The sequence below is a fragment of the Mucilaginibacter sp. OAE612 genome (genome assembly GCF_041806395.1).
GTDB lineage: Bacteria > Bacteroidota > Bacteroidia > Sphingobacteriales > Sphingobacteriaceae > Mucilaginibacter > Mucilaginibacter rubeus.
Map to the genome: position 1 here is coordinate 2,015,135 of NZ_JBGMUW010000001.1, position 24,379 is coordinate 2,039,513.

17 protein-coding genes are annotated in these 24,379 nt (G+C 44.1%); 12 read left to right on the forward strand and 5 right to left on the reverse strand.

All coding sequences use genetic code 11. The features are described 5' to 3' along the window. Positions 1 to 2: 2 nt before the first annotated feature. The 3 genes from ABID99_RS08565 to ABID99_RS08575 form a co-directional block, all read right to left on the reverse strand. The gene (locus ABID99_RS08565) at positions 3 to 3,167 is read right to left on the reverse strand and encodes an efflux RND transporter permease subunit (protein WP_091162712.1); all 3,165 of its coding nucleotides are present in this window, start codon (positions 3,165 to 3,167) and stop codon (positions 3 to 5) included. Between the two features lie 76 nt (positions 3,168 to 3,243). Next, the gene (locus tag ABID99_RS08570; RefSeq protein WP_176627415.1) at positions 3,244 to 4,386 is read right to left on the reverse strand and encodes an efflux RND transporter periplasmic adaptor subunit; all 1,143 of its coding nucleotides are present in this window, start codon (positions 4,384 to 4,386) and stop codon (positions 3,244 to 3,246) included. Positions 4,387 to 4,503: 117 nt separating this feature from the next. Next, positions 4,504 to 4,905: a hypothetical protein gene (locus ABID99_RS08575; protein WP_090527185.1), complete on the reverse strand. Its 402-nt coding sequence runs from the start codon at positions 4,903 to 4,905 to the stop codon at positions 4,504 to 4,506. A gap of 251 nt (positions 4,906 to 5,156) precedes the next feature. Between ABID99_RS08575 and ABID99_RS08580 the strand changes: the two genes are divergently transcribed. From ABID99_RS08580 to ABID99_RS08625, 10 genes are all read left to right on the forward strand, one after another. Further along, positions 5,157 to 6,770 (forward strand): Na+/H+ antiporter, encoded by a 1,614-nt coding sequence (locus ABID99_RS08580; RefSeq protein ID WP_373613439.1) that lies wholly within the window; start codon positions 5,157 to 5,159, stop codon positions 6,768 to 6,770. A 58-nt stretch (positions 6,771 to 6,828) separates the two neighbouring features. Next, entirely contained in the window at positions 6,829 to 8,172 is a 1,344-nt protein-coding gene (locus ABID99_RS08585; RefSeq protein WP_175489983.1) for a deoxyguanosinetriphosphate triphosphohydrolase, read from the forward strand. A 60-nt stretch (positions 8,173 to 8,232) separates the two neighbouring features. Beyond that, positions 8,233 to 8,409 carry a hypothetical protein gene (locus ABID99_RS08590; RefSeq protein WP_373613440.1) on the forward strand — a complete coding sequence of 59 codons (177 nt, stop codon included), beginning with the start codon at positions 8,233 to 8,235 and terminating at the stop codon, positions 8,407 to 8,409. Between the two features lie 28 nt (positions 8,410 to 8,437). After that, positions 8,438 to 9,136 (forward strand): helix-turn-helix domain-containing protein, encoded by a 699-nt coding sequence (locus tag ABID99_RS08595; protein ID WP_373613441.1) that lies wholly within the window; start codon positions 8,438 to 8,440, stop codon positions 9,134 to 9,136. Positions 9,137 to 9,418: 282 nt separating this feature from the next. Continuing rightward, complete coding sequence (locus ABID99_RS08600; RefSeq protein ID WP_090527190.1) at positions 9,419 to 10,006, forward strand: TetR/AcrR family transcriptional regulator; 588 nt, start codon at positions 9,419 to 9,421, stop codon at positions 10,004 to 10,006. A gap of 102 nt (positions 10,007 to 10,108) precedes the next feature. Continuing rightward, on the forward strand, positions 10,109 to 11,281 hold the full coding sequence (locus ABID99_RS08605; RefSeq protein ID WP_373613442.1) for an efflux RND transporter periplasmic adaptor subunit: 1,173 nt from the start codon (positions 10,109 to 10,111) through the stop codon (positions 11,279 to 11,281). A gap of 51 nt (positions 11,282 to 11,332) precedes the next feature. Continuing rightward, entirely contained in the window at positions 11,333 to 14,503 is a 3,171-nt protein-coding gene (locus tag ABID99_RS08610) for an efflux RND transporter permease subunit (RefSeq protein ID WP_373613443.1), read from the forward strand. Between the two features lie 20 nt (positions 14,504 to 14,523). Beyond that, the gene (locus ABID99_RS08615; protein WP_354483693.1) at positions 14,524 to 15,933 is read left to right on the forward strand and encodes an efflux transporter outer membrane subunit; all 1,410 of its coding nucleotides are present in this window, start codon (positions 14,524 to 14,526) and stop codon (positions 15,931 to 15,933) included. 248 nt (positions 15,934 to 16,181) lie between these two features. Further along, complete coding sequence (locus ABID99_RS08620; RefSeq protein WP_090527202.1) at positions 16,182 to 16,781, forward strand: TetR/AcrR family transcriptional regulator; 600 nt, start codon at positions 16,182 to 16,184, stop codon at positions 16,779 to 16,781. Between the two features lie 3 nt (positions 16,782 to 16,784). Beyond that, positions 16,785 to 17,381, forward strand: coding sequence for a TetR/AcrR family transcriptional regulator (locus ABID99_RS08625; protein ID WP_373613444.1), 597 nt, complete (start codon positions 16,785 to 16,787; stop codon positions 17,379 to 17,381). Positions 17,382 to 17,384: 3 nt separating this feature from the next. Here the strand turns inward: ABID99_RS08625 and rpiA are convergent, their stop codons facing one another. Further along, the gene (rpiA, locus tag ABID99_RS08630; protein ID WP_373613445.1) at positions 17,385 to 18,074 is read right to left on the reverse strand and encodes a ribose 5-phosphate isomerase A; all 690 of its coding nucleotides are present in this window, start codon (positions 18,072 to 18,074) and stop codon (positions 17,385 to 17,387) included. Positions 18,075 to 18,330: 256 nt separating this feature from the next. Further along, positions 18,331 to 18,900 carry an RNA polymerase sigma-70 factor gene (locus ABID99_RS08635; protein WP_090527209.1) on the reverse strand — a complete coding sequence of 190 codons (570 nt, stop codon included), beginning with the start codon at positions 18,898 to 18,900 and terminating at the stop codon, positions 18,331 to 18,333. Between the two features lie 627 nt (positions 18,901 to 19,527). On the opposite strand from ABID99_RS08635, the gene ABID99_RS08640 reads away from it, so the two are divergent. Together ABID99_RS08640 and ABID99_RS08645 are read left to right on the forward strand one after the other, a co-directional pair. Further along, positions 19,528 to 20,655, forward strand: coding sequence for a FecR family protein (locus ABID99_RS08640; protein ID WP_373613446.1), 1,128 nt, complete (start codon positions 19,528 to 19,530; stop codon positions 20,653 to 20,655). 285 nt (positions 20,656 to 20,940) lie between these two features. Further along, a complete protein-coding gene (locus ABID99_RS08645; RefSeq protein ID WP_373613447.1) occupies positions 20,941 to 24,366 on the forward strand; it encodes a SusC/RagA family TonB-linked outer membrane protein in 3,426 nt (1,141 codons plus the stop codon). Positions 24,367 to 24,379: the final 13 nt, after the last annotated feature.

Here is a 24,379-nt window from a genome sequence, read left to right on the forward strand (position 1 = left end):
GATTAATTATTAACGATATCGAGCTCATGGTGAGCTACTTCTGTGGCTGGTTTTTGCTTTTTATTGCGTTCGGCCAAACCCGCGAAGATGACATATAAACCCGGAATAAGGATCAATCCGAAAATAGTTCCCATCAGCATACCTCCGGCAGCAGCGGTACCTATCGACCGGTTACCCATTGCACCGGCGCCACTTGCTACGCAAAGCGGTATCAAACCGGCAATGAATGCCAGCGAGGTCATGAGGATTGGCCGTAAACGGGATACTGCACCTTCAATAGCGGCTTTTAGCACGCTCAATCCTTCTTTTTGCCGCTGGATAGCAAACTCAACTATCAGGATGGCGTTTTTACCTAACAAGCCGATAAGCATTACCAGTGCCACCTGGGCATAAATGTTGTTTTCGAGTCCCGTGATTTTCAGAAAGAAAAACGCGCCGAAAATACCGGTAGGCAATGAAAGGATAACCGGAAGCGGCAGCAAAAAGCTTTCATACTGGGCAGCCAGCAACAGGTAAACAAAGATCAAACAGATCACAAAAATGTAAATAGCCTGGTTACCGGATAGGATCTGCTCACGCGTCATACCCGACCATTCAAAGGCATAGCCTTTCGGCAGTTTTTCGGCAGCAATACGTTCAATGGCTTTAATGGCATCGCCGCTGCTGAAGCCTTTGTCTGCATCGCCGGTAACCATGGCCGATGTATACATATTATAGCGGGTGAGCTGTTCGGGGCCGAAAACCTTCTCCATTTTAATGAATGTGGAGAACGGCACCATTTCGCCTTTATCGTTCTTAACCTGCAGGTTTAAAACATCCTCGGGGCGCGACCTGTATTCGGGCGAGGCCTGTACCATCACTTTATACATCTGCCCGAAACGGATAAAATTGGAAGCATAGAAACTCCCCATCAATGTTTGCAGGGTCGACATGGCTTTATCAATCGTAATGCCCTTTTGGGCCGCTGTTTGCTGATCGACAGAGATCATATACTGCGGGAAGTTGGGGTCAAAGCTGGTGAATGCTCCGGCAATCTCCGGCGAAGCGTTAAGCGCATTTACAAAGTTTTTGGTTACATCGGCAGCTTTCTGCAAATCGCCCTGGCCGCTTTTATCAAGTACCCTTATCTCGAAACCGCTGGCGTTACCAAAGCCCGGCACGGTAGGCGGGGGGAAGAACTGGATAGAAGCATCGCCGATATTCTTGGTTTTTGCGGTCAGCTCGGCAATAATATCATCCAATGATTCACTGCGCTCATCCCATGGTTTTAGGTTGATCATGGCCATGCCGTACGACGCACCGGCAATCTCATTCACCAAACTGTAACCCGAAAGGGTTGAAACCGATTCTATAGATTTCATCGATTTGGTTTTGGCTTCGATCTCTTTCAGCACCTGTTCGGTACGCTCAACTGTAGCACCTGCCGGGGTGGTTACGTTCACGTAAAGCATACCCTGGTCTTCAGTTGGGATAAAGCCCGTTGGCAAAATAGCGCTGGTTCCCCAGGTGAGGATAAAGAAACCCGCCAGCAATATCAAAGTAATACCCTTGCGCGGCGACAGATAGGTCATGAAGGTTGAATACCTGTTCTGTAATCCATCATACCGTTTATTGAAACCGCCAAAAAAGCGCTGCATCAAACTTTTCTTTTTTGAAGCAGGGCTATGTTTCAGCATGATAGCACAAAGGGCGGGGGTAAGCGTCAAAGCATTGACGCCCGATATCACAATGGAAATAGCCAGCGTAAGCGAAAACTGCCGGTAAAATACCCCAACAGGCCCCGACATAAAGGCAACCGGCACAAACACCGCCGACATGACCAGCGTAATAGCCACAATAGCACCGCTGATCTCGCGCATGGCGCTTACGGTGGCATCCATGGCGTTCATGTGGTTTTCGGTCATTTTTACGTGTACGGCTTCCACTACTACAATTGCGTTATCCACCACAATACCGATGGCTAACACCAATGCGAAGAGCGTGAGCAGGTTGATGGAGAACCCCAGCATCTGCATAAAAAACAGCGAACCGATGAGGGCTACCGGGACCGCCAAAGCCGGGATCAGTGTCGACCGGAAATCCTGCAGGAAAATGAATACTACAATGAAAACCAGGATGAAAGCCTCAACCAGCGTACGTAATACTTCATGTATTGATGCATCCAAAAAGCGCGATACATCATAGTTTACGTTGAAGGTCATCCCGGCCGGAAATGAGCTTTCCTTAAGCTCGGCCATGCGGGTTTTAATGTTATTGATCACCTCGCGGGCATTAGAACCGGGGCGTTGTTTTATCATGATTGATGCCGAAGGCTTGCCGTCAGTATTGGAAACCATACTGTAGGTTAGGGAACCGAATTCAACATCAGCAATTTCTTTCAATCTTAATACCGAACCGTCTTCCTCGGCGCGGATCACAATATTTTCATATTGTTTAGGCTCAAAAAATTTGCCCGGGTAGCGCAATACATATTGCAGCATTTGCGGGGTTTTATCCGAGCTTTGGCCGGTTTTGCCCGGCGCGGCCTCTACGTTCTGGGCACGGATGGCATCTATCACCTCATCGGTTGATACCTTGTAGGCCATCATTCTGTCGGGTTTAAGCCATACGCGCATAGAGTATTCTTTAGCGCCCATGATCTCGGCACGGCCTACACCATCAATTCGTTTAAGTTCCTGTAAAACGTTGATATCGGTGAAGTTATAAATAAATTTTTCGTCCATGCTGGTGTCCTGGCTCATGATGTTCAGGTACATCAGCATACTGTTTACTTCTTTTTCTGTAGTAACACCGGCTTTGATCACTTCTTCCGGCATTTCGTCAATAATGGTGGCTACGCGGTTTTGAACGTTCACCGCGGCCTGGTCGGGGTCAACCCCAACGTTAAAGTAGATCTGGATCACCGTTAAGCCATCGTTACTGCAAACGGTCGACATGTAGGTCATCCCCGGCACACCGTTAATGGCACGCTCCAACGGAGTTGCTACGGCTTTGGCACATACCTCGGCATTGGCACCGGTGTAGTTGGCCGTTACTGTTACCGATGGCGGTACAATATCAGGAAACTGGGTAACAGGCAGCGTTATCAACGCCAGCACACCCAGCATGGTAATTATCAATGAGATAACAAGCGACAGCACTGGTCGCTTTATAAAAGTTTCGAACATAGTTTGTTAGGGTAAGTGTACAATAAACCCGCGCCGCGCGTTTTACGCGGCCGGAAAAAGGAAACCTTGGCGATAATTATTTCATTGCCAGCAATGAATCTTTTGCCATTTTCCTTGGTTTAATGATCATGCCGTCACGTACGTTCTGCGCTCCCTGGTACAAGATCCTGTCGCCCGCTTTTAGACCGTCTTTTACTATATAATAGGTAGAAAAACGGGTTTGCGGCGAAAAGGCCTGCATGTGCAGTTTATTATCCTTATCAACTATGTACACGTAACTTTTATCCTGGATATCAAACACCGACTGCTGCGGCACCATGACTACGTTATTGGCTTTGGTAGATATGAAAAGCTTACCGGTAGCACCATGCCTCAATAACCTGTTTGGATTAGGGAATTTTGCCCTGAAATTGATTGAGCCCGTTTTTTGCTCAATTTCAGCTTCTACTGTTTCTATTTCGCCCTGGTAAGGGAAGTCCAGGCCATCTGCTAATACCAGCTTAACCTTATCACTTGTTTGGCCGGGAGCTGATTCCTTTTTGCGGATATATTGTAAGTATTCATTTTCCGGAAAGCTAAAATAAGCATACATGGAGCTGATATCCGAAAGACTGGTAAGCAATGTGCCTTCGTCAATCAAACTACCCGACTTAAGCGGGATCCTGTCGATGATGCCATCAAACGGCGCATGGATGTAGGTATAAGCCAGTTGGTCTTCGGCGCTTTGTACCATAGAGCGTGCTTCTTCAATGGTTGCCCGATCGGCACTCATCTTTGATTCGGCAACTTCCAGTTCAGACTTAGATATTACTTTCTTGTCAACCAGTAGTTTAACCCTTGCTACCTCAAGTTCGGTTGCTTTGGCTGCGGCCACGGCATTACTTAACGCGGCTTTAGCTTTTGACAGGTTTACTTTAAATTCCTGGTCGTTAAGCTTAAATAAAAGCTGGCCTTTTTTAACCTGCTTTCCTTCATCGATGTATATTTTTTCGAGGAAGCCGCGAACACGCGAACGGATCTCGATGTTTTTTTGTGCCTGGATATCGGCAACGTATGATTTTTGAAGAACGGTATCCTGCGTATTTAACGTAAGTACAGGCAGCTGAAGCGTATCGGAAGCGGCAGCTTCGTTATTGGTTTTGGCTTTGGTTGAGCAACCCGTGACAAATATGCCGGCGGCCATGGCCAGCAGGGGTATATAAATGATGATCCTTTTCATTTTTTTCCGGATAGATTATAGGCATAGCAGTGCTAATCACGTACTGTTAGCCAATGTTAAAATTTGATTTATAAAAACATGGATTTGCCGCAAAGGGCATCTGAAACGGAAAAAGGATCAGAACGGGCTGAGCCTGAAAAGGAAATTGTAATACGCAGGCAAAAAGCCTTTGATGGATTTATTCTGGTTTTGTCGTTTTTCGACTAATGATATAACATCTGCAAGTGAGGCCTGCTGACCAGGCATTAGTGCTGATGAATAATTTACCCGGCTGGGTAAAAAGCGTATGATGGTACGGTTATGATGAGCTTCGTTAGTATCTGAATCAGGTGAATCATCCTGAACCTCCTGCTGCTGAATTTGACCGATGATCCTTTGATGGGTACGGGAAATTAAATCGGCAGCCTGGCCGGATTTTTTGTAATGGGTTAAAATTGATTCGGCGTTAGCAGGGGCTACAGCTATTGCAAGCTGGAAAAAAAATAATGCGAAGAATATTTTTTTTATCGTCGGCGCCATGATTGCGAAAATACTAAAATATTTGAAGCTATCGAAATAGGTTTGTATTTTTTTTGATATAAAATGACTTTATTTTTATTTTTTGTTGCTGTTTTTTAGGATTTTATCTTTTTATAACTCAATTTTTACTTCGGTAGTTTTTATTTAATGCTTTCATAACAGCAAAAACGGTTATTTGTTCATGCTTCCTTAATACTGCCTAATAATATAGTTTGCAAGCTTTACTCAACGAATAATTGTATTTTAGCTACATGCTGCATCACGTTATTGTTCAATGTACCTGCCTGTTAATAGTTATCCTTTTTGTGGTAATGCTGGGGCAAAAAATAAAAATAGCTTATCCCATTTTACTTGTTTTGGTTGGTTTGCCGCTTGGTTTTGTTCCTTTTTTAAAGGGTATCGAAATTCAACCCGATCTGATCTTTGTTATTTTTCTGCCGCCTTTGCTTTATGAATCGGCCTGGAACACATCCTGGAAAGATTTCTGGAAATGGCGGAGGGTGATCTCCAGCTTCGCGTTTCTGATCGTTATTTTAACATCGTGCTTAATTGCGGTAGTGTCAAATAGCCTGATAGCAGGTTTTACCTTGCCCCTGGGTTTTTTGCTCGGGGGGATAATTTCTCCGCCAGATGCCGTATCAGCAAGCAATATCCTTAAAAATATTAAAATACCTAAACGCTTTATCTCCATTGTTGAGGGCGAAAGCTTGATGAACGATGCATCGAGCTTGGTGATATTCAGGTTTGCGCTTGCCGCGGTTGTTACCGGCAAATTTGCATTAGGACAAGCCACGCTAAGTTTTGTACTGGTAATTGTAATGGGTATCGTTATTGGATTGGCTGTAGGTTTGGTTTTTTATACCATACACCGCTGGCTGCCAACTACGGCTAATATTGATATTATCCTTACGTTTATTACACCGTATGCCATGTATATGGCGGCCGAAGAGTTTCACTTTTCGGGAGTGCTGGCTGTAGTAAGCGGCGGGTTGTTCCTGTCGTCCCAAAGGCACGTGATATTAAGTTACCGCAGCCGGTTACAGGGAGTTAATGTTTGGGAAACAGTAGCTTTTGTTTTAAACGGGTTTGTGTTTATCCTGATAGGATTAGAGTTTCCGGTAATTATCAAGGCGCTTGGGCCCGAAGGTTTGAAACCGGCGATAAATTATAGCCTCATTATAACCGGTGTGCTGATACTGGCCCGTTTAGCCAGTACTTTTGGTGCCTCTGTATTTACCGTATTCATTAGCCGTTACATCACCACTGCCGATCCGAGCCCGGGCTGGAAGGGGCCATTATTGCTGGGTTGGGCAGGTATGCGGGGCGTGGTTTCACTTGCCGCTGCCTTGAGTATCCCCGAACTTTTACCGTCCGGTGCCGCCTTTCCTCAACGCAACCTCATCTTGTTTATCACATTCGTGGTGATCATGTTTACCCTGGTGGTTCAGGGCCTTACGTTGCCCTTATTGGTGAAGTTTGTAAATATGCCAGATCGCGACTATACCGTTTCGCCGGAGCAGCAAAAGCAGTTGGTCAGGAAAAAGTTATCGAAGTTAGCTTTACAAATACTTGAAGATAAATATGCCGACAGATTAGACGGTAACGATATGGTCAAGGCATTTAGGCTAAGGTTGAGTGCCGATATGGAACTGCTGAAAGACTGGGAAAAAGATGGCAGTGAACAACGCGCCGATAATTTTTATCATGATTACCGCATGATCCTGAATGACGTGATGGATCAGCAGCGTGCCTTACTGCTTACGCTGAATAAGAAAGAAAATATCAGCGACGATATTGTAAAGCAGCAATTAGACCTGCTTGATTTGGAAGAAGAAAAGCTGAGGCAGCATTTTGAGGTGGTGTAACTTATTATTTCTTTCATGCATAATGGCTACTTTTGCCGCCTATACACACCATACTATAATGAACTGGGATCAACTGTTATCGGCAAAACGCTGGGGTTACGAGGATAAATATATTGCAAACCATATCGACGCACGATCGGAGTTTCAGCGGGATTACGACCGGATAATTTTTTCATCCCCCTTCAGGAGGTTGCAGAACAAAACCCAGGTATTCCCTTTGCCCGGAAGCATTTTTGTACATAACCGGCTTACGCATAGTTTGGAGGTAGCCAGTGTGGGCCGCTCGTTAGGGCGGATGCATTTCAACCGGATGCTTAAAGAAGATCCGGATGTAGAAAGGAAATATCCGCTGATCAGTGAGATCGGTAATATGGTGGCTGCCGCCTGCTTAGCCCATGATTTGGGTAATCCCGCCTTTGGTCATTCGGGCGAATCAGCCATTTCACATTATTTTGCGGAAGGAGCAGGTAAGGATTACAAAGACACTGTTACCGCGCAGCAATGGGAAGATTTGACGCATTTTGAAGGTAACGCCAATGCCCTGAGATTATTAACGCATCCGTTTGCCGGTAAAGGCCGGGGGAGTTTGGCATTGACTTATTCAACCATCGCTTCTATTGCAAAATACCCCTGTTCATCTGTAGCCGGGCATAAAAAGGGTATCATCTACCGAAAGAAATACGGATTTTTCGCTTCCGAGCAACAGGACTTTGAAAAGATAGCCAATGATTTGGGTTTGATCAGGGTAGAGGACGATGAACTTATTTACAAAAGGCATCCCCTGGTGTACCTGGTTGAAGCTGCGGATGATATTTGCTACAATGTCGTTGATCTGGAAGATGCCCATCGCCTTAAAATACTCTCCTATGAGGAAGTGAAAGCATTGCTAATACCGTTGTGTACTATTCCCAGGATGGAAGAGCGACTGGAAGAGTTTGATGATACAGATGCCAAAGTTGGCTATTTGAGGGCAATAGCCATAAATACTTTGGTAAACCAATGCTCAAACCTGTTCTATGATAAACAGGAAGAGATCATGAACGGTGATTTTAATTCGGCGCTGATGGATGCGATTGAAGAACCGCTCCGGTCTGCCATGAAAGCAATCGAAAAGGTTTCTGTAAAAAAGATCTACAACTATAGTTCGGTAGTGCAAAAGGAAGTTGCTGGTTATAAGGTAATGGGTGGTTTATTGGAAGAGTTTGTCCCTGCTTATTTAAAAAATAATTCAAAATACCACGAGAAACTGATCGAACTGATCCCTAAACAGTTTTTAACCAAAGCCAATGACGATTATTCAAAGATCCAGACCGTTCTTGACTTTGTTTCGGGCATGACCGATCTGTATGCGGTTGAGTTGTTCAGAAAAATTAAGGGGATTTCGTTCCCGTCAATGAGCTGATATACACGAATGCCCGGACGAGGCGTAATAATTCGTGCAAATAATAGTTATTATTGCCCTATGCCGAAAGATATCCGACCTGTACAGATGCATACCATGGAGCAATTGCTTGCTCCGCTTGGTGTTACCAATCAGTATAAAGGCCTGCATATTATGTCGTTTAATCCGGGGGATATTGAGGTGCCTATTTTGCATCCCTTCCGGTCAGACCATTTTTTTTTTAACGCTTGTTCATGAAGGTGAGCTATCAATTAATGCCAACCTTTTGGAGTACAACTTAAAAAAGAATAACATCCTGATGGTAGCGCCCAATACCGTTCGCCAGTTTCTGAATGTTTCGCCAGATTGCAGGCTTACCTCGATCATATTTACCTCGGCTTATCTATCTGCTACCAGTATCCACACAAAAAATGTGGAAGCGTTTGATTTTTTATCATCGCAGGTAAATCCGTTACTGGTTATTGATCAGGAGCCGGCCGATAATCTTATATCAATTATGAAAATCCTTGAAAGTAAAATGGATAATCGTAATGATCTGGCATTCCAGGATGAAGTTGTGCTAAGCATTTTTACCGGTTTTATTTATGAGATCGGTGCACTATATCAAAAGCAACAAAAAATAGCGGAAGTAAAAGGTACGCGTAAGGAAGAACTGACCTTTAGGTTTTTAAAAATCCTTCCGCAGCATTTTAAGGAAGAAAGAAGCGTACAGGCTTACGCTGCCATGCTGAATATCACCCCTAAATACCTTTCGCAAACTGTAAAGGAAATAACTGGCAAAACCGCGGGCGAGTTCATTGACGAGATTGTGATCCTGGAAGCTAAAGTCGCCCTTAACGACCCCTCGTTAACCATAGCCCAGATTGCTGCTTATCTCAACTTTGCCGATCAGTTCTTTTTTAGCAAGTTTTTCAAAAAACAATGCGGTACCAGTCCCAGTAAATACCGTCAAACGCCTTTATAAGCCTATAGCCCTCCCTGGAGAAATTCTTCTCAGTCCGATCTCATTGGTGCGTAGTTACTACGCTATTCGTTATAATTTTAATTGCAAATGATAAGTATCGTTGCAACGCTGTAATTATTATTACCATTCCATTACAATGTTTTTAGTGAAAACGACTTTTTGACATATTGCGCCATCCTTTAAACATTCTGCAAAAACGATAATTGAGCCACTTTTGCCCTGTCATCAGTTGTTGATGCAGCCGGGCGTAATAGTGTGCCCGGTTAAACGCCAGGTTTGTTTATGCCGATAAGGGACACAGGTGCCGAACAATTAATTAAGGACACCGCTAAACACATTTTTTTTGCCGAGGGCCGGCTCCATGCCAATACCCAGGATATCGCCGACGCGGCCGGTGTAAGCCGCACCTTGTTAAATTACTATTTCCGCACTAAGGACGTTTTAATTGAACAGGTGTTTAAGGAAGCAATGCTTGCTTTAACAACCCGTCTCGACGCTGTTATGGCATCCGACATGCCGTTTAAAAGCAAGGTTGAAAGCTTTATAGAGTTGTTTTTAACTGAGGCCAACAATTATCCCTACCAGGAAACTTTCCTGATCACCGAGATCAATTCAAACATCTGTAAGTACACAAACGAGGCCAGGCCGCATCATATCAATAAGTTCATGGAGCAGATCGGCGCCGAAATGGAAGCAGGTAATATTGAACGGATGAACCCCATGCATTTTGTGCTGAACCTGTTTTCGCTGATGTCATACCCGCTTATCATGGGGCCCATATATAAAAAGGCCTTTAACCTGAGCAACGAAAGTTATACCTGCCTCATTAATGAGCGAAAGAAGATGATCTGTAAAATGATTTTCCAGTAAAAAATTTATCCGGTGATTAACGCAATCGTCAAACAAAATAATTTAACACACATCACAATGTCTTCAATATCAATTCACTCCAATAACTACAAGTTTATATTTATGAAAAATACAGTTCAACTGCTAACCGGCTTTGGGGTCGCCTTAATTTTATTGTCGTCATGTGGCGGCAGCCAAAACCAGGGCGGCGCCATGGCTGCGGGAGCTCCCCAACCACCGCAAAGCTACCCGGTTTTTAAAATCAGTTTACATGACGCTACGCTAAACAACGAATACCCTGCCACACTCCAGGGGCAGCAGAATATAGAGATCCGTCCTAAAGTTGATGGTTATGTAGATAAGATCTACATTGACGAGGGCAGCGTTGTAAAAAAGGGCCAGCTGCTTTTTAAGCTCAGCGCGCCGCAATATGCCCAGGATGTAAACACCGCGACCGCGGCCATAGCCAGTGCCGAAGCTGATGTAAGCGCTGCCCAACTGCAGGTTAACAAGACCAGGCCGTTGGTTGAAAAAGATATCATCAGCCATTATGAGCTTGAATCGGCGGAGTATACATTAAAAGCCCGCAAGGCCACCCTCGCTCAGGCAAAAGCCAGTTTAGCAAACGCCGAAACCAATTTAGGTTATACGGTAATAACCAGCCCGGTTGATGGCGTGGTAGGGGCCATTCCTTATAAATTAGGTAGCCTCATCACCGGTTCAACCGCGCAGCCATTAACAACAGTATCCAATATTGGTAAAGTGTATGCCTACTTCGCGCTGAATGAAAAGCAGCTGCTTGATTTTTCGAGAACGGTAAAAGGAAAAACCATGAATGAAAAGCTGGCTAACACGCCGCCTGTTTCACTGGTATTGCCGGATGGCAGCACCTATGCCGAAAAAGGTAAAGTGGAAACCATCAGCGGTTTAATTAATACCGAAACCGGATCGGCAAGTTACCGGGCAGCATTCCCTAACCCTGTTGGCCTGATCCGCAGCGGCGGAAGTGCTACTATACAGATCCCCCAGACTGTAAAAGATGCCGTGCTAATCCCTCAAAAGGCCGCTTATGAGCTGCAGGGAAAGCATTTTGTGTATGTGGTTGACGGTAAAGGAGCGGTTAAAAATACCGAAGTGAGCGTTATGGACCTCACCACAGGCCAATATTATGTAGTTACCGAGGGCCTTAAGGCAGGTGATACCATTGTTACCTATGGCGCAGGCAGTTTAAAAGACGGTATGGTTATCAAACCGGAAGTACAGGAAAACGCCGTGGTATATAAAGATCTAAAATAATTTTCACAACACCGGCCGGATTCCTTTTTACCCGGCATCAACATAAACAATATGTTACGTACATTCATTGAAAGACCAGTATTATCTACCGTAATATCGGTAATTATAGTCATACTGGGTATCCTGGGCCTTACAACCTTGCCCATATCAGAATACCCCGATATAGCACCGCCTACCGTGCAGGTATCCGCATCATACCAGGGCGCTAATGCCGAAGTGGTAATGAAAAGTGTTATCGTACCGCTCGAAGAGCAAATTAACGGCGTGGAGAATATGACCTACATGACCTCTACTGCAAGTAATGACGGTAGCGCTGTTATCACTGTTTATTTTAAACAAGGTACCGACCCCGACCTGGCGGCGGTAAACGTGCAGAATAGGGTGTCAAAAGCCACCAGTTTGCTCCCTGCCGAGGTTACCAAGGCAGGCGTTACCACCAGTAAACGCCAAAGCAGTATGGTGATGGTATTTTCCCTGTCGAGCGATAATAAAAGCTACGACGAGAAATTTTTGCAGAACTACGCCAACATTAACGTGCTGCCGCAGATCAAGCGTATCAGCGGTGTAGGTGATGCATCCTCATTTGGCATACAGGATTATTCCATGCGTATTTGGTTAAAGCCCGATGTAATGGCCACCTACGGCCTTGTGCCCGATGACGTGAACAATGCCCTGGCCGAGCAAAATATTGAGGCCGCGCCGGGTAAAGTAGGAGAGAACGATAACCAGTCGTTCCAGTATGTATTGAAATATAAAGGCAGGCTTACCAGTGTGCCTGAGTTTGAAAACATCGTTATCCGCTCCTCAACCAAAGGTCAGCTGTTGCGCCTGAAAGATATAGCGCGGGTTGAGCTTGGCGCGCAAAGTTACGCCAATGCTACTACCATGAATGGCAAACCTGCGGTAGCTATAGCCATTTATCAAACCGCGGGTTCAAACGCGCATGAGTTAATTAAAAACTGCGAGCAGACCATTGAGGCGGCGTCGAAAACGTTCCCTGCGGGCATTAGTTATACTTCCCTTTTTAGTGTTAATGACTTTTTAGATGCTTCGATAGAAAAAGTTGTGCACACCCTGATTGAAGCATTTGTATTGGTGTTTATCGTAGTGTTCGTATTCCTTCAGGATTTCCGTTCCACGCTGATCCCGGCTATCGCGGTGCCTGTGGCTATTGTGGGTACTTTTTTCTTTCTGCAACTGTTTGGTTTTACCATTAACCTGCTTACGCTATTTGCCATGGTGCTGGCCATTGGTATTGTGGTGGATGATGCCATTGTGGTGGTTGAGGCCGTACACGCCAAGCTTGATCATGGGGCTAAATCGGCAAAAGCGGCTACAATCAGCGCTATGAATGATATCAGCGGCGCTATAGTATCTATCACTTTGGTAATGGCTGCCGTGTTTATCCCGGTAACGTTCATTACCGGTTCAACCGGGGTGTTTTATAAACAGTTTGGTTTAACGCTTGCTGTCGCGATTTTTATATCTGCAGTAAACGCTTTAACATTAAGCCCGGCATTGTGCGCGCTGTTATTGAAACCGCATCCCGAAGGCGAGCATCATAAAACAGGCCTGTTACAAAGATTTTATACAGCCTTTAATACCAGTTTTGATACAATTACCCGCAAATACAAAAAATCTGTAAGCTTTCTTGCGGCCAAAAAATGGCTCTCGATTGCCGGCATTGCGGTTTTTGGGTTGATATTTTGGTTCCTGCTAAAAACAACGCCATCGGGCTTTGTGCCTAATGAAGATCAGGGTTTTATTATTGGCGATATCTCATTGCCGCCTGCCGCGTCACTGGAGCGTACTACCGAGGTTATCGACAAGGTATCAGGTATGGTAAGGTCCCTGCCCGAAGTGGAGTCGACTATCAGGGTTGCAGGTCAAGGCATACTGAGCGGCGCGGGTGGCTCATATGGCTTAATCATGGTTAAGCTGAAACCCTGGGACAAACGTACGGCCAAAGGATCTGATGTGAACACCGTTATCGGTAAACTATTTGGCATGACAGCCGGAATTAAAGGTGCTACCGTCCTGTTCTTTGCTCCGCCAACCTTACAGGGCTTTGGTAACAGCAGCGGCTTCGAGTTCCAGGTGCAGGACAAAACCGGCGGCGACATTGTGAAATTTGCCGAAATAAACGGCAAGTTCCTGGGCGCATTAAACCAGCGTCCCGAAATTCAATATGCTTCTACGTTTTTTAATACCAACTTCCCGCAGTTTTTGGTTGATGTTAACGTGGCTAAATGTAAAGATGCCGGTGTTACTGTAAACTCGGTATTAAGCGCTTTACAGGGATATTTTGGCGGTGTTTATGCCTCCAACTTTAATGAGTTTGGCAAGCAATACCGTGTAATGATCCAGGCAGATGCCGCTTACAGGGGTACCACCGGCAGCCTGAACAACATGTATGTGCGCAATGCCAATAATACCATGGCACCCATATCTGAGTTTGTTACGCTGAAAAAGGTTTACGGCCCTGAATCAGTTAACCGTTTTAACCTGTTTACTTCTATTTCGGTAAACGGCGCTCCGAAACCGGGCTTCAGCACGGGCGATGCCATTAAAGCCATACAGGAAGTGGGTGCAAAGACATTGCCTGCCGGTTATGGATTCGAGTTTTCGGGCCTTACCCGCGAGGAGATTGCCAGCGGCAGTCAAACTATTTTTATTTTCCTGCTGTGTTTAGTGTTTGTATACTTCTTATTAAGTGCGCAGTACGAGAGCTATATCCTGCCATTTGCTGTATTACTGTCACTGCCTATAGGTTTGGCCGGCGCGTTCATTTTCGCCAGGATTTTCGGCATCCAAAATAATATTTATTTGCAGATCACCCTCATCATGCTCATCGGCCTGTTAGCCAAAAATGCCATCCTGATAGTTGAGTTTGCGGTAGCCCGCAGGCGTAACGGCGAAAGCATTGTGCAGGCCGCTATTGATGGCTCGGTTGCCCGTTTAAGGCCTATTTTGATGACATCTTTCGCATTTATACTGGGCTTAGTCCCGCTAATGATTGCATCAGGAGCAGGTGCCGAAGGTAACCGCTCAATAGGTACAGGCGCTGTAGGCGGGATGCTGATCGGTACCATATTCGGTGTGTTTGTGATCCCGGTACTGTTCATCATCTTCCAATCACTCCAGGAACGCGTAAGCGGTAAACCTGTTGGAAAAGAAATAGAGATTGAGACCGAAACGGTAGCCTCAGAGCAAAATTTTTAAAACGATAAATAAGCAAAAAAATGATCCATTCATATAAACGGCAAATATTGGCCACGCTGGCAGCAACGGCGGTATTTGCCTCATGTGTTACAAAAAAATACCAGCAGCCGGTAGTAAATACCGATAAGCTGTATCGCGATACCACCATCAGCGATACCACATCAATGGCCAGCATGCCGGTAAGCCAGCTATTTTCTGATACCGTTCTGGTAAACCTGATCCAGGAAGGGCTACGTGAAAACCTCGATTTAAAAACTGCCGTACAGCGCATTAACGAGGCGCAGGCAACATTTAACCAAAGCAAGGCGGCATATCTGCCAAGCCTGGAAGGAAGCGGAACCGTTACGCGGGCAAAAACATCAGCAGCAAGCTTAAATTTTCCGCCTGAGTTTGCCAACTCGTTCAACCTGAAAACCACTACTTACCAGGCAGCCTTGAGTACCAGTTGGGAGGCCGATATCTGGGGTAAATTAAGCAGTTCGAAAAGAGCGGCGCTGGCATCATTGCTGCAAAGTGACGCGGCAAAAAGAGCGGTTCAAACCCAGCTGATAGCCGATATAGCAAACGCTTATTATAACCTGCTGGCGCTTGATGAGCAATTGGCTATCACTCAGCAAACCCTTACCATACGGGTAAAAGATGTAGAGACCGTAAAAGCCCTGAAGGAAGGGGCTGTTGTAAACGGAGCGGCGGTGGTACAAAGCGAAGCTAACCGTTATGCCGCCGAGGTTACCATCCCCGATCTTAAACAAAGCATCCGCGAAGCCGAGAATGCATTAAGCATTTTGCTGGCAAGGGCCCCGGGCACTATCAAACGTACAACGCTAAGCGAGCAGAAACCCGTAGCCGACCTGAAAACGGGCATCCCATCCCAGCTCTTAAAAAACCGCCCGGATGTGCAGGAAGCTGAGTTTGCCTTCAGGAGCGCGTTTGAAAATACCAACCTGGCACGTACTTATTTTTATCCGCAGCTTACCATTACCGGGCAGGCCGGTTTATCAACCCTGCAGTTGAAGAACTTTTTTGATCATTCCATATTTTACAACTTTGTTGGCGGCATTACCCAGCCCATTTTTAACAAAGGTCAAAACCGGGCGCGTTTAAGAACAGCACAAGCCCAGCAACAGGAAGCTTATTATGCTTATCAAAAATCATTACTCACGGCGGGGCAGGAGGTAACCAACGCGTTGTTCTCCTATCAAAACGCCATTGAAAAACAAGGTTCAAGGGTTAAACAGTTGCAGGCGCTCGAAAAATCGGTTGATTATACCAAGGAGTTGCTGCGTTACAGTTCGGCTACAAATTATACCGATGTTTTAACTTCAGAACAAAACTTGCTTGCTGCCCAGTTAAGCGGCGTTAACGATCATTTGCAGGAATTGCAAGCCATAGTTAACCTTTACCGCGCTTTGGGAGGCGGCTGGAAATAGATAACATTAGCACCCTATTAATCATGGAGCCCGGTTTGCAATTGAGCTGCCGGGCTTTTTTTATAGCCAGTGGTGATTTTGACATATTTTGAAGTTGTTTAAACATTTATTATCTATGCCAACTAATTGATTTTTGTAAAACCTGTTATCATACAATCATCTAAACCAAATTGATAATTTAATTATGGTTAATTATTTATTAATGAATAAATTAAAGTAAATTTTGCTTGTGATTGAGAGGTTAAAACATGGGAAGTAAAGAACGGATATTGCGGCAAAAGGATGATACCCGCCGAAAAATACTGGACGCTGCGTTGGATATGATCAAGTGTGAGGGATGTGATGCGTTAAGTATGCGGAAACTTGCTGAGCATATCGAGTACACGGCTCCCGCTATTTACGAATATTTTGAAAGCAAGGAAGCTTTGTACACCGAGCTTGCCCGCAAGGGACACCTGAAACTGGCAGCTATGGTGAAGTTGGCAAAAGAGGCACATACAGACGCCATTGAACAGATGGAGGCTATGTGGTTGGCTTACTGGAACTTTGCGATTGCCTATAAGGAGCTTTACCAGTTGATGTTTGCCGTTGGTACAGGTTGCAGCCCGGTAGAAAACCGGATAGCGGAAGCATTGGTTTTTCCGGAGATGGTTTCTGAAGTGATCCGTACGCTATACGCGCCCCGCGAAGTAAGTGACGAAGAGGTTCAAAAAAGATATTACACCTACTGGGCCGTAATTCACGGGTTGATAGCCATTAACATGATCCAGCTCACACGGGATGAAAAAATGAACCAGGAGATCCTGATCGGCGCTATAAGAGGGATCACCGCGTTGATAACTACCTAAGCTATGATTGATAAGGAGCGGGTTTTAAACGGGAGCGAAGCGCTTTTTCTTGAAGCGGGAATAAAAAGCGTTACTATGGATGATATTGCCCGGCATTTGGGGATCTCCAAAAAAACAATTTACCAGCATTTCAGGGACAAAAACGAGCTTGTTACCGCCCTTGTAAAAAAGCGGCTGGCCGATGATGAGGCAATGCTTTGCTCAATTATTAGTGACGCGGGTAATATGATGGATGAGATGGTTGAGCTCACCAAATGTACAGGGGAGATCTTTTCGAGGGTAAACCCTGCTGTCTTGTTCGATCTGCAAAAGTACCATCATGAAGGCTGGATGTTATACCTGAAATTTAAAACAGGCTTCATGGTAAATATTATCGGGAAGCTTTTAAAAAAGGGCATCGATCAAGGGTATGTCCGTCCCGAAATTGATACCAGAATAATTGCCATTATGCGGGTTAACCAGATTGAACTTGGTTTTAACGCCTCCATATACCCGCATGTCGAATTTAATTTATGGGATGTTCAGCTGCAGCTTTTAAACCATTTTAACTATGGCGTGTGTACGTTAAAGGGTATCGCCGTTTTAAATAATGCCGACTGACAGTTAGCGTTGAGGCCTTATGGTCCGGATGCCATTTTCGCCTGCAATAATTGCCCTGCCGGCCATTTGGTAAAATAAAGAGTGTTCAACAACACCCGGTATCATTTTAACCAGGGTATTTAATTTAACCGGTTCGGGTAGCTCAGTAAATTGTACATCGATCAGCATATTGCCATTATCAGATATCAACGCACCATCTTTTTGTGTGCTCATACGCTGGGTAAGCGTAGCCTGAGGAAACAGGGTTGCCAGTTTTGCCAGTACAATTTGTAAGGCCTGGGGTAATATCTCTATAACCAGCGGATATGTAGCGTTAAGTTGGGCTGAGAATTTTCCCTCATCGCCCAGCAAAATAAATTCATGCGCCATTGAGGCAAGGATCTTTTCGGTAGTATGGATGCCGCCGCCGCTTTTCAGTGCGTTTAGTTCGCTGTCAAACTGGTCGCATCCATCAAAATAGATATCGAGTTTATTAAGCAACGCAGGCGACTGAATGCGCAACTCATGTTTGCTTAGCAACTGGGTTGTTTTGAATGATGATGAGGTAAATATTAAGGAAGCCGCAAGCTTACGATCCTGGGCTAACATATTAACCAAATGAGCTATGGTGCTCCCGGCTCCCAAACCAATAGTCTGATTGGGGGTAATCAAGGTTAAAGCGGCTTTAGCTGCTTCCAGTTTATAATCCGTCATGGCGCTAAGATACAGCACCCGCCGCTAATAACCTTTGGTAATTTACTCTTTTAGTCGTCTATGCCCTCCCACAAATGACTATGTACTATTGATATGATATGCTTTTTCATGTTATTGTTTATTTGATGATTTTAACCGTCTTTAATAATGAAGACGAATCAAAACCGGGAACATTTTAAAACAGCATAAATTTTTTTAATCTGTTAGGATGCTATTATCGCATATCAAAATACACCACGTAAGTATTAAAACCTGGTTATAAAAACAGGGTTAGCAGATGTGATGCTAATTTTGCCCTCAGTATTTTTAAAGAATTATTTACCTGCTTTCTAACAGTTAAGGGGCTTATCTCCAATATTTCGGCAATTTCGTTGTGCGACAGGTTTGAATCCCTGCTTAACTCAAATATCAGTTTCATTTTTGGGGGTAAAGAGCTTACTTCGGCCTTAATCAGGGCAATAAGTTCTTTATTTCTTAAATTTTCATCCGTTGTAGATTCGCAGGTTTCCTCAAAGTTAATTAACGAAGTGATGTAGTTGGCTTTTACTTTCTCGTGCTTAAAAACATTTAAAACCTTGTTCCGTACAGCGGTACATAAATAGGCCTGCAAACTACCTTTAATATCAATTGATGTTCTTTGGTCCCATAAATGGATAAAAAGCTCCTGTAAAAGATCTTTAACGGTATCTCTGTCCGGCAATCTTTTATACGCATGCTGATATAACGCTCCGTAATAGCGCGAATGAATCGCCGTAAAAGCAGATATGTCATCTTGCCTTAACAGCGTTATCAAATCGTCGTCACTATATTTACCGTACAAAGCCATTAAAGTTTACATTGATTATAAATTTGCAAGCGATATTTATTGATTGCTGACCATTGAGGCCCGGGATAAACGAATCGCCTGAAACGGGGCCCTTGTTTATCTATTGTATAATTGTTATTACAAATTAAGAGGACTGGAGTGATTTTAAGCGCTAAAGTTCTACGCAACCGTTTGCGTTAATTTGGGCGAATCAGCTTTAACAAAAAGGTTCTTGCCCTCAATGCAAGCGCTATGTCGCTTTAATCCGCTGATTAAGAGCGCTATTTTTAACTGATTGGTAAAGATTTTACCGTCGGGGTAATTAATACAGGCTTTAAATAACAACACTTCGCTGTTATAAAACTCAAAAAACATATTTATGAGCCTTGTTGCGATAAACAAACGTTTGCGTTGAATTTATTTGTGACAAATTCTTATATCTGAAAGCATAGACGATGTCGATCCGGCGACTTGAGATAGCTGAATATAAGTAAGTGTTCAATAAGCTTTCTTACAATCACAACAGGTGATACCTTCCCCGTTTTATGATCCGGTAAATTATTTTTACTTTTTTTTATTTTCATCTACTCCCTCCCCCCGGTTGTAGTTGTATATGGGGTAATAAGGATGATATATCCTTTAACGATTATGCAACCACAAGACATCGAAGATTTAATAGAACGGTATAACAGCGGCATGACTACTCCGGCAGAGAATGCTTTGGTTGAAAGCTGGTATTTAAAATACAAGCACGGCGATCCTTATTTGTCGCAGGAGCAATTGGAAGAAGATCAGAAAGAGAGCCTTGATAATCTGCTGAATGAAATACAGGGAAGGACAAAAAGGATACAATTATCGCGTTGGGCAATAGCTGCTTCAATACTTTTTTTTATGGCTGTGGGGGGATACTTTTTTACCATTAATAATAATTCCCGCCGGCAAATAGCTGCAGTTAAGCCTCAGAAACAGGATGTAGCCCCCGGCGGAAACAAAGCCATATTAACATTAGGCGATGGAAGCACTATCGTATTAAATGGTGCAAAGATTGGAAAACTCGCACGGCAGGGTAACATCATTATAAAAAAAGCCGCCGACGGCCAAATTAGTTATAGGGATGTTGTTGTGGACTTCCATCCGTCAAAGAACATTATATATAACACCGCCGCTACGCCACAAGGCGGGCAGTATCAATTTATTTTGGCCGATGGTACTAAAGTATGGTTAAACGCATCGTCATCAATAAAATACCCGGTAGTTTTTAATGGTAACGAACGTAGGGTAGAACTTACCGGCGAAGCCTATTTTGAAGTTGCACACAATGCCAAAAAGCCGTTCAAAGTTATTTCAAACGGGCAAACCGTAGAAGTATTAGGAACCCATTTCAACATCAATGCTTACAATGATGAGCAGGCTGTTAAAACTACCCTGCTCGAAGGCAGTGTAAAAGTATCGGCCGGGAAAGTGAGTAATATCATTAAACCGGGCCAGCAGGCAAGGTTTGACCACGGCCTGATCGATGTTATGAATGTAGATGCGGATGAAGTGGTGGCCTGGAAAAACGGATTTTTCTTTTTTGAAGACAATAATATTCAGGAAGTAATGCGGCAGCTTTCGCGCTGGTATGGTGTGGAGATCAAATATGAAGGGCAATTACCATCACGGCGGTTTTCGGGCGAAATTTCCAGGAACGTCAATCTTTCACAAATACTGGATATTCTGAGTTTTAAGCAAATACATTACAAAATAGATGGGAAAACAATTATTGTAATGAATTAACACCTGTAATTAACCAATTATTCACCTAAAAAGACGAGAACCATATGGAAAAATAAATACACATCCGGCCTTCAAAATTTAGGCCCATCCCCACAAGGTTAACTCAAAAAAAACGCATCCCGAGGGCAATCGGAATGCGGTTAAATATTGAGTTAACCCTCCCCGCAAAACGGGAATATGTTTAGTGTCTCTAACTATCTGTTAACCCAACTCAGCAAAAGTATGAAATTAAATGCTTTTTTAATGGCCATGCGTTGTCCGTGGCCGCGCAAAATGTTATTAGTTATGAAATTGACTACCTTGATCATGTTAGTTGCCCTTCTTGAATGTAGCGCAAAAGTGTATAGTCAAAAAATTAACCTGGATGAAACAAATTCCTCACTGAAAAAAGTACTTAACCGGATAAATAAACAAACAGGATATGTGTTTTTTTATGATTCAAAAGATGTACAGAATAAAAGTGTAACCATTCATCTGAAAGATGCCTCAATAGACGAGGCTTTAAAGGAATGCCTTAAAAATCAGTCCTTAACTTATAAAAAGGTTAATAACAACATTGTTCTTCAGCAAATTGAAAAGGCTGCTGATAATGTAGTTACCAGCTTAAATGTAAGCCCGGTTAAGATAAGCGGGCAGGTATTTGATAACAAAAATATACCGCTGGCCGGCGTGACTATTTCAGTAAAGGGAAGTCAAGCCATCACAATATCCGACGCCAGTGGTAAATTCAACATAGAGGTTCCGGATGGGAACGCAACACTTGTTTTTTCATTTGTTGGCTATATGAAAAAAGAATTGCAGGTTACTCCTGGTACACCCATGCTGGTAAAGATGGAAGCCGATGTAAGCGGGCTCAGCGAAATAGTTGTGGTTGCCTATGGTACGCAGAAAAAAGAAAACCTGACAGGTGCAATAGGTGTAATTAAATCATCTGCACTTGAAAACCGCCCTACATCTTCCCCAGCCAATTTGTTGCAAGGTCTGTCACCGGGCGTTACCGTTACTACGCAGGGTAGCTATCCCGGCGCAAGCGCTAATATTAAAATCAGGGAATCCTCTACCTGGCAGGGCGGAACAGACCCACTATACGTGATAGACGGTTTTGTAAGGGATGCAACAACATTTGCCACCATTAACCCGGCCGATATCGATAACATCAGTATCCTGAAAGATGCCGCGTCAACCGCGATTTATGGTATCAGGGGCGGTAACGGTGTTGTTTTGATTACAACAAAACATGGCGTAGCTAATAAGACCTTTATATCCTACAATGCATCATATACAATGAATAACCGTGAAATTACACCACGGAGAATGAACGCTTTTGATGCTTATACTTTTGCCAATGAGGCGTTTGCCCAAAAAGGTTTGCCGGCAAACGATCCAAGCTATTATACGCCTGATGAATTAGATTATTTCAAAACACATTCCTACGATTGGTTAAAAGATACCTGGCGTAATCCTTGGAATACTTCACATAACTTAGCCGTAAGTGGTGGTTCGCAAGCAGCCAGGTACTACATCTCGGCAGGTTATTTCCAGCAGGAAGGGGCAACCTCAAATTCCTTCCGTAAATATAATTTAACAGCAAAAGTGGATGGACAAATTTCTGAGCGGTGGAGCTATAATTTAAATATCCAAAGCGAATGGAATAACGGCAGCCGTCCGTTTTGGGCCTATGATTATGGGGATTTCAATTTGTCGAACATGTACAACAGGTTGTTAATGGTAAATCCCGGCCGGCCGTCTTTTATTAATGGCCTTCCTGTTGGCAACTTTGATAATACCAATACCGCCAACCTGGCAAAGGGAAATGGTGGCTACACCAAGCCGTCGGGTAACAATATCACCCCGGTTTTTCAATTGAAATATGATATCCCCGGCATAACCGGACTATCAGCAAAGGGTACTTTCGCTTACAATACCACTAATAATTACACCAAAGCATGGCGTAATGCACCTTACATTTATTATTTCCAAACCGGTGGCGACCATAACCACATCGTTACCGATAAATTGGATTTAACACGATCAGGAGGCTATCAGATATTAGACCAGGCCCAGATTTCCGGAATTGGTGCACCTACAGAATTGCAGGAGTCATATTCGCAGTCATCTAATTACCAACTGGATTTGATGTTGAATTATGACCGATCTTTTGGCCTTCATAATATCAGCGCGTTTGCCGGCTATGAACAATCGGCATACCGGGGCCATTATTCAACCATTTGGGATGACAATTACAGCAACCCAAACTATCAGCAAATTAATGGTGGCTCAACCAATAGCACTGACTGGTACATCAGGGGCGATCAGAACCAGCCTACAGGCTTTGCTTCCTATTTTGGCAGGGTCGATTACAATTACGCCTCAAAATATTTGCTTGGCTTTACCATGAGGGCCGACGGTTCTTATATTTTCCCGTCAAATAAGCGTTGGGGATATTTCCCGGCCGTTTCAGCAGGCTGGAATATCGCCAATGAAAACTTCTTTGCAAATTATACTAAAGTCCTTGATGTTTTGAAGCTGCGTTTTTCTTACGGTATAACCGGTACAGATAATACCGCTCCATGGCAGTGGCAACAAACCTACAACTTTAACGCAAACTCAGGTATTTATATAGGATCCGGGCTTCCGCCTTCAACAACGTTGGGTTCAACTATCAACCCTAATATCACATGGGAAAAAAATCATAACTACAACCTGGGTTTAGACTTTGGCATGCCAAAAAGAATCCTTACCGGAACTGTTGATTTATGGTACAAAAAAACCACCGATATCCTTGGCGCACGTGTGGCATCGGTCCCAAGTACTGTTGGAGCAAGCTTGCCTGCAGTTAATTATGGAATAGCATCGGCACGGGGTATTGAGCTATCTCTTAGTCACGAACGGCACATCAATGACTTTTTCTATCGTGTGTCTGGCAACTGGTCATATTCTGCCAACAAATATCTGAAGGTTGACCAGGCTGCATCGGTTCGTGGTTACCAGAACCTGATCGGACAACCCATTAACGGGGTTATATGGGGTTATGTATCCGACGGAATTATCAGAACCCAGCAGGACGTAGATAATATTTTAAAAGCTAACGGCCCTAATTTCACCATATTTGGTAGCAAGCCACAGCCCGGGATGTTGATGTACAAAGATATCAGGGGCCCGCTGGGTACCGATTCGCCCGATGGGAAAATTGACGGGAACGACCAGCAAATCATTTCAAAAAACGGGGTACCCCGTGTTAATTATGGCTTCAACTTCACATTTGGCTGGAAAGGGCTTAACCTCACTGCTGTATTTGCCGGTTTGGGTCGTTACGACATTATGCCTACCGATGTTTACTACAGACGGCCTTTGCCTGGCAATGATAATTTAACCATCTGGAAAAATGCATGGACTCCGCAAACAGCCTCTAGTGCCACGATGCCAAGTCCTATCATGACCGACTGGCAAGGCACAAGCAATAGCGAGGTGTCATCTACATTCTGGTTAAAAAATGGCGCTTTCCTGCGGTTAAAGTCCTTAATTGTTGACTACAGTTTGCCGGCAAGCTTGTTGGCGAAAATAAAAGTTAAAGCTGTGAAAGTTTATTTCAGCGGCGAAAACCTGTATCAATGGAACCATGTAAGCGATTGGGACCCTGAACTGGGCGGCGATTTCAGAATGTACCCGGTATTAAGAGGGTTTACCTGCGGGCTTAATGTAACACTTTAAACATTAAATTATT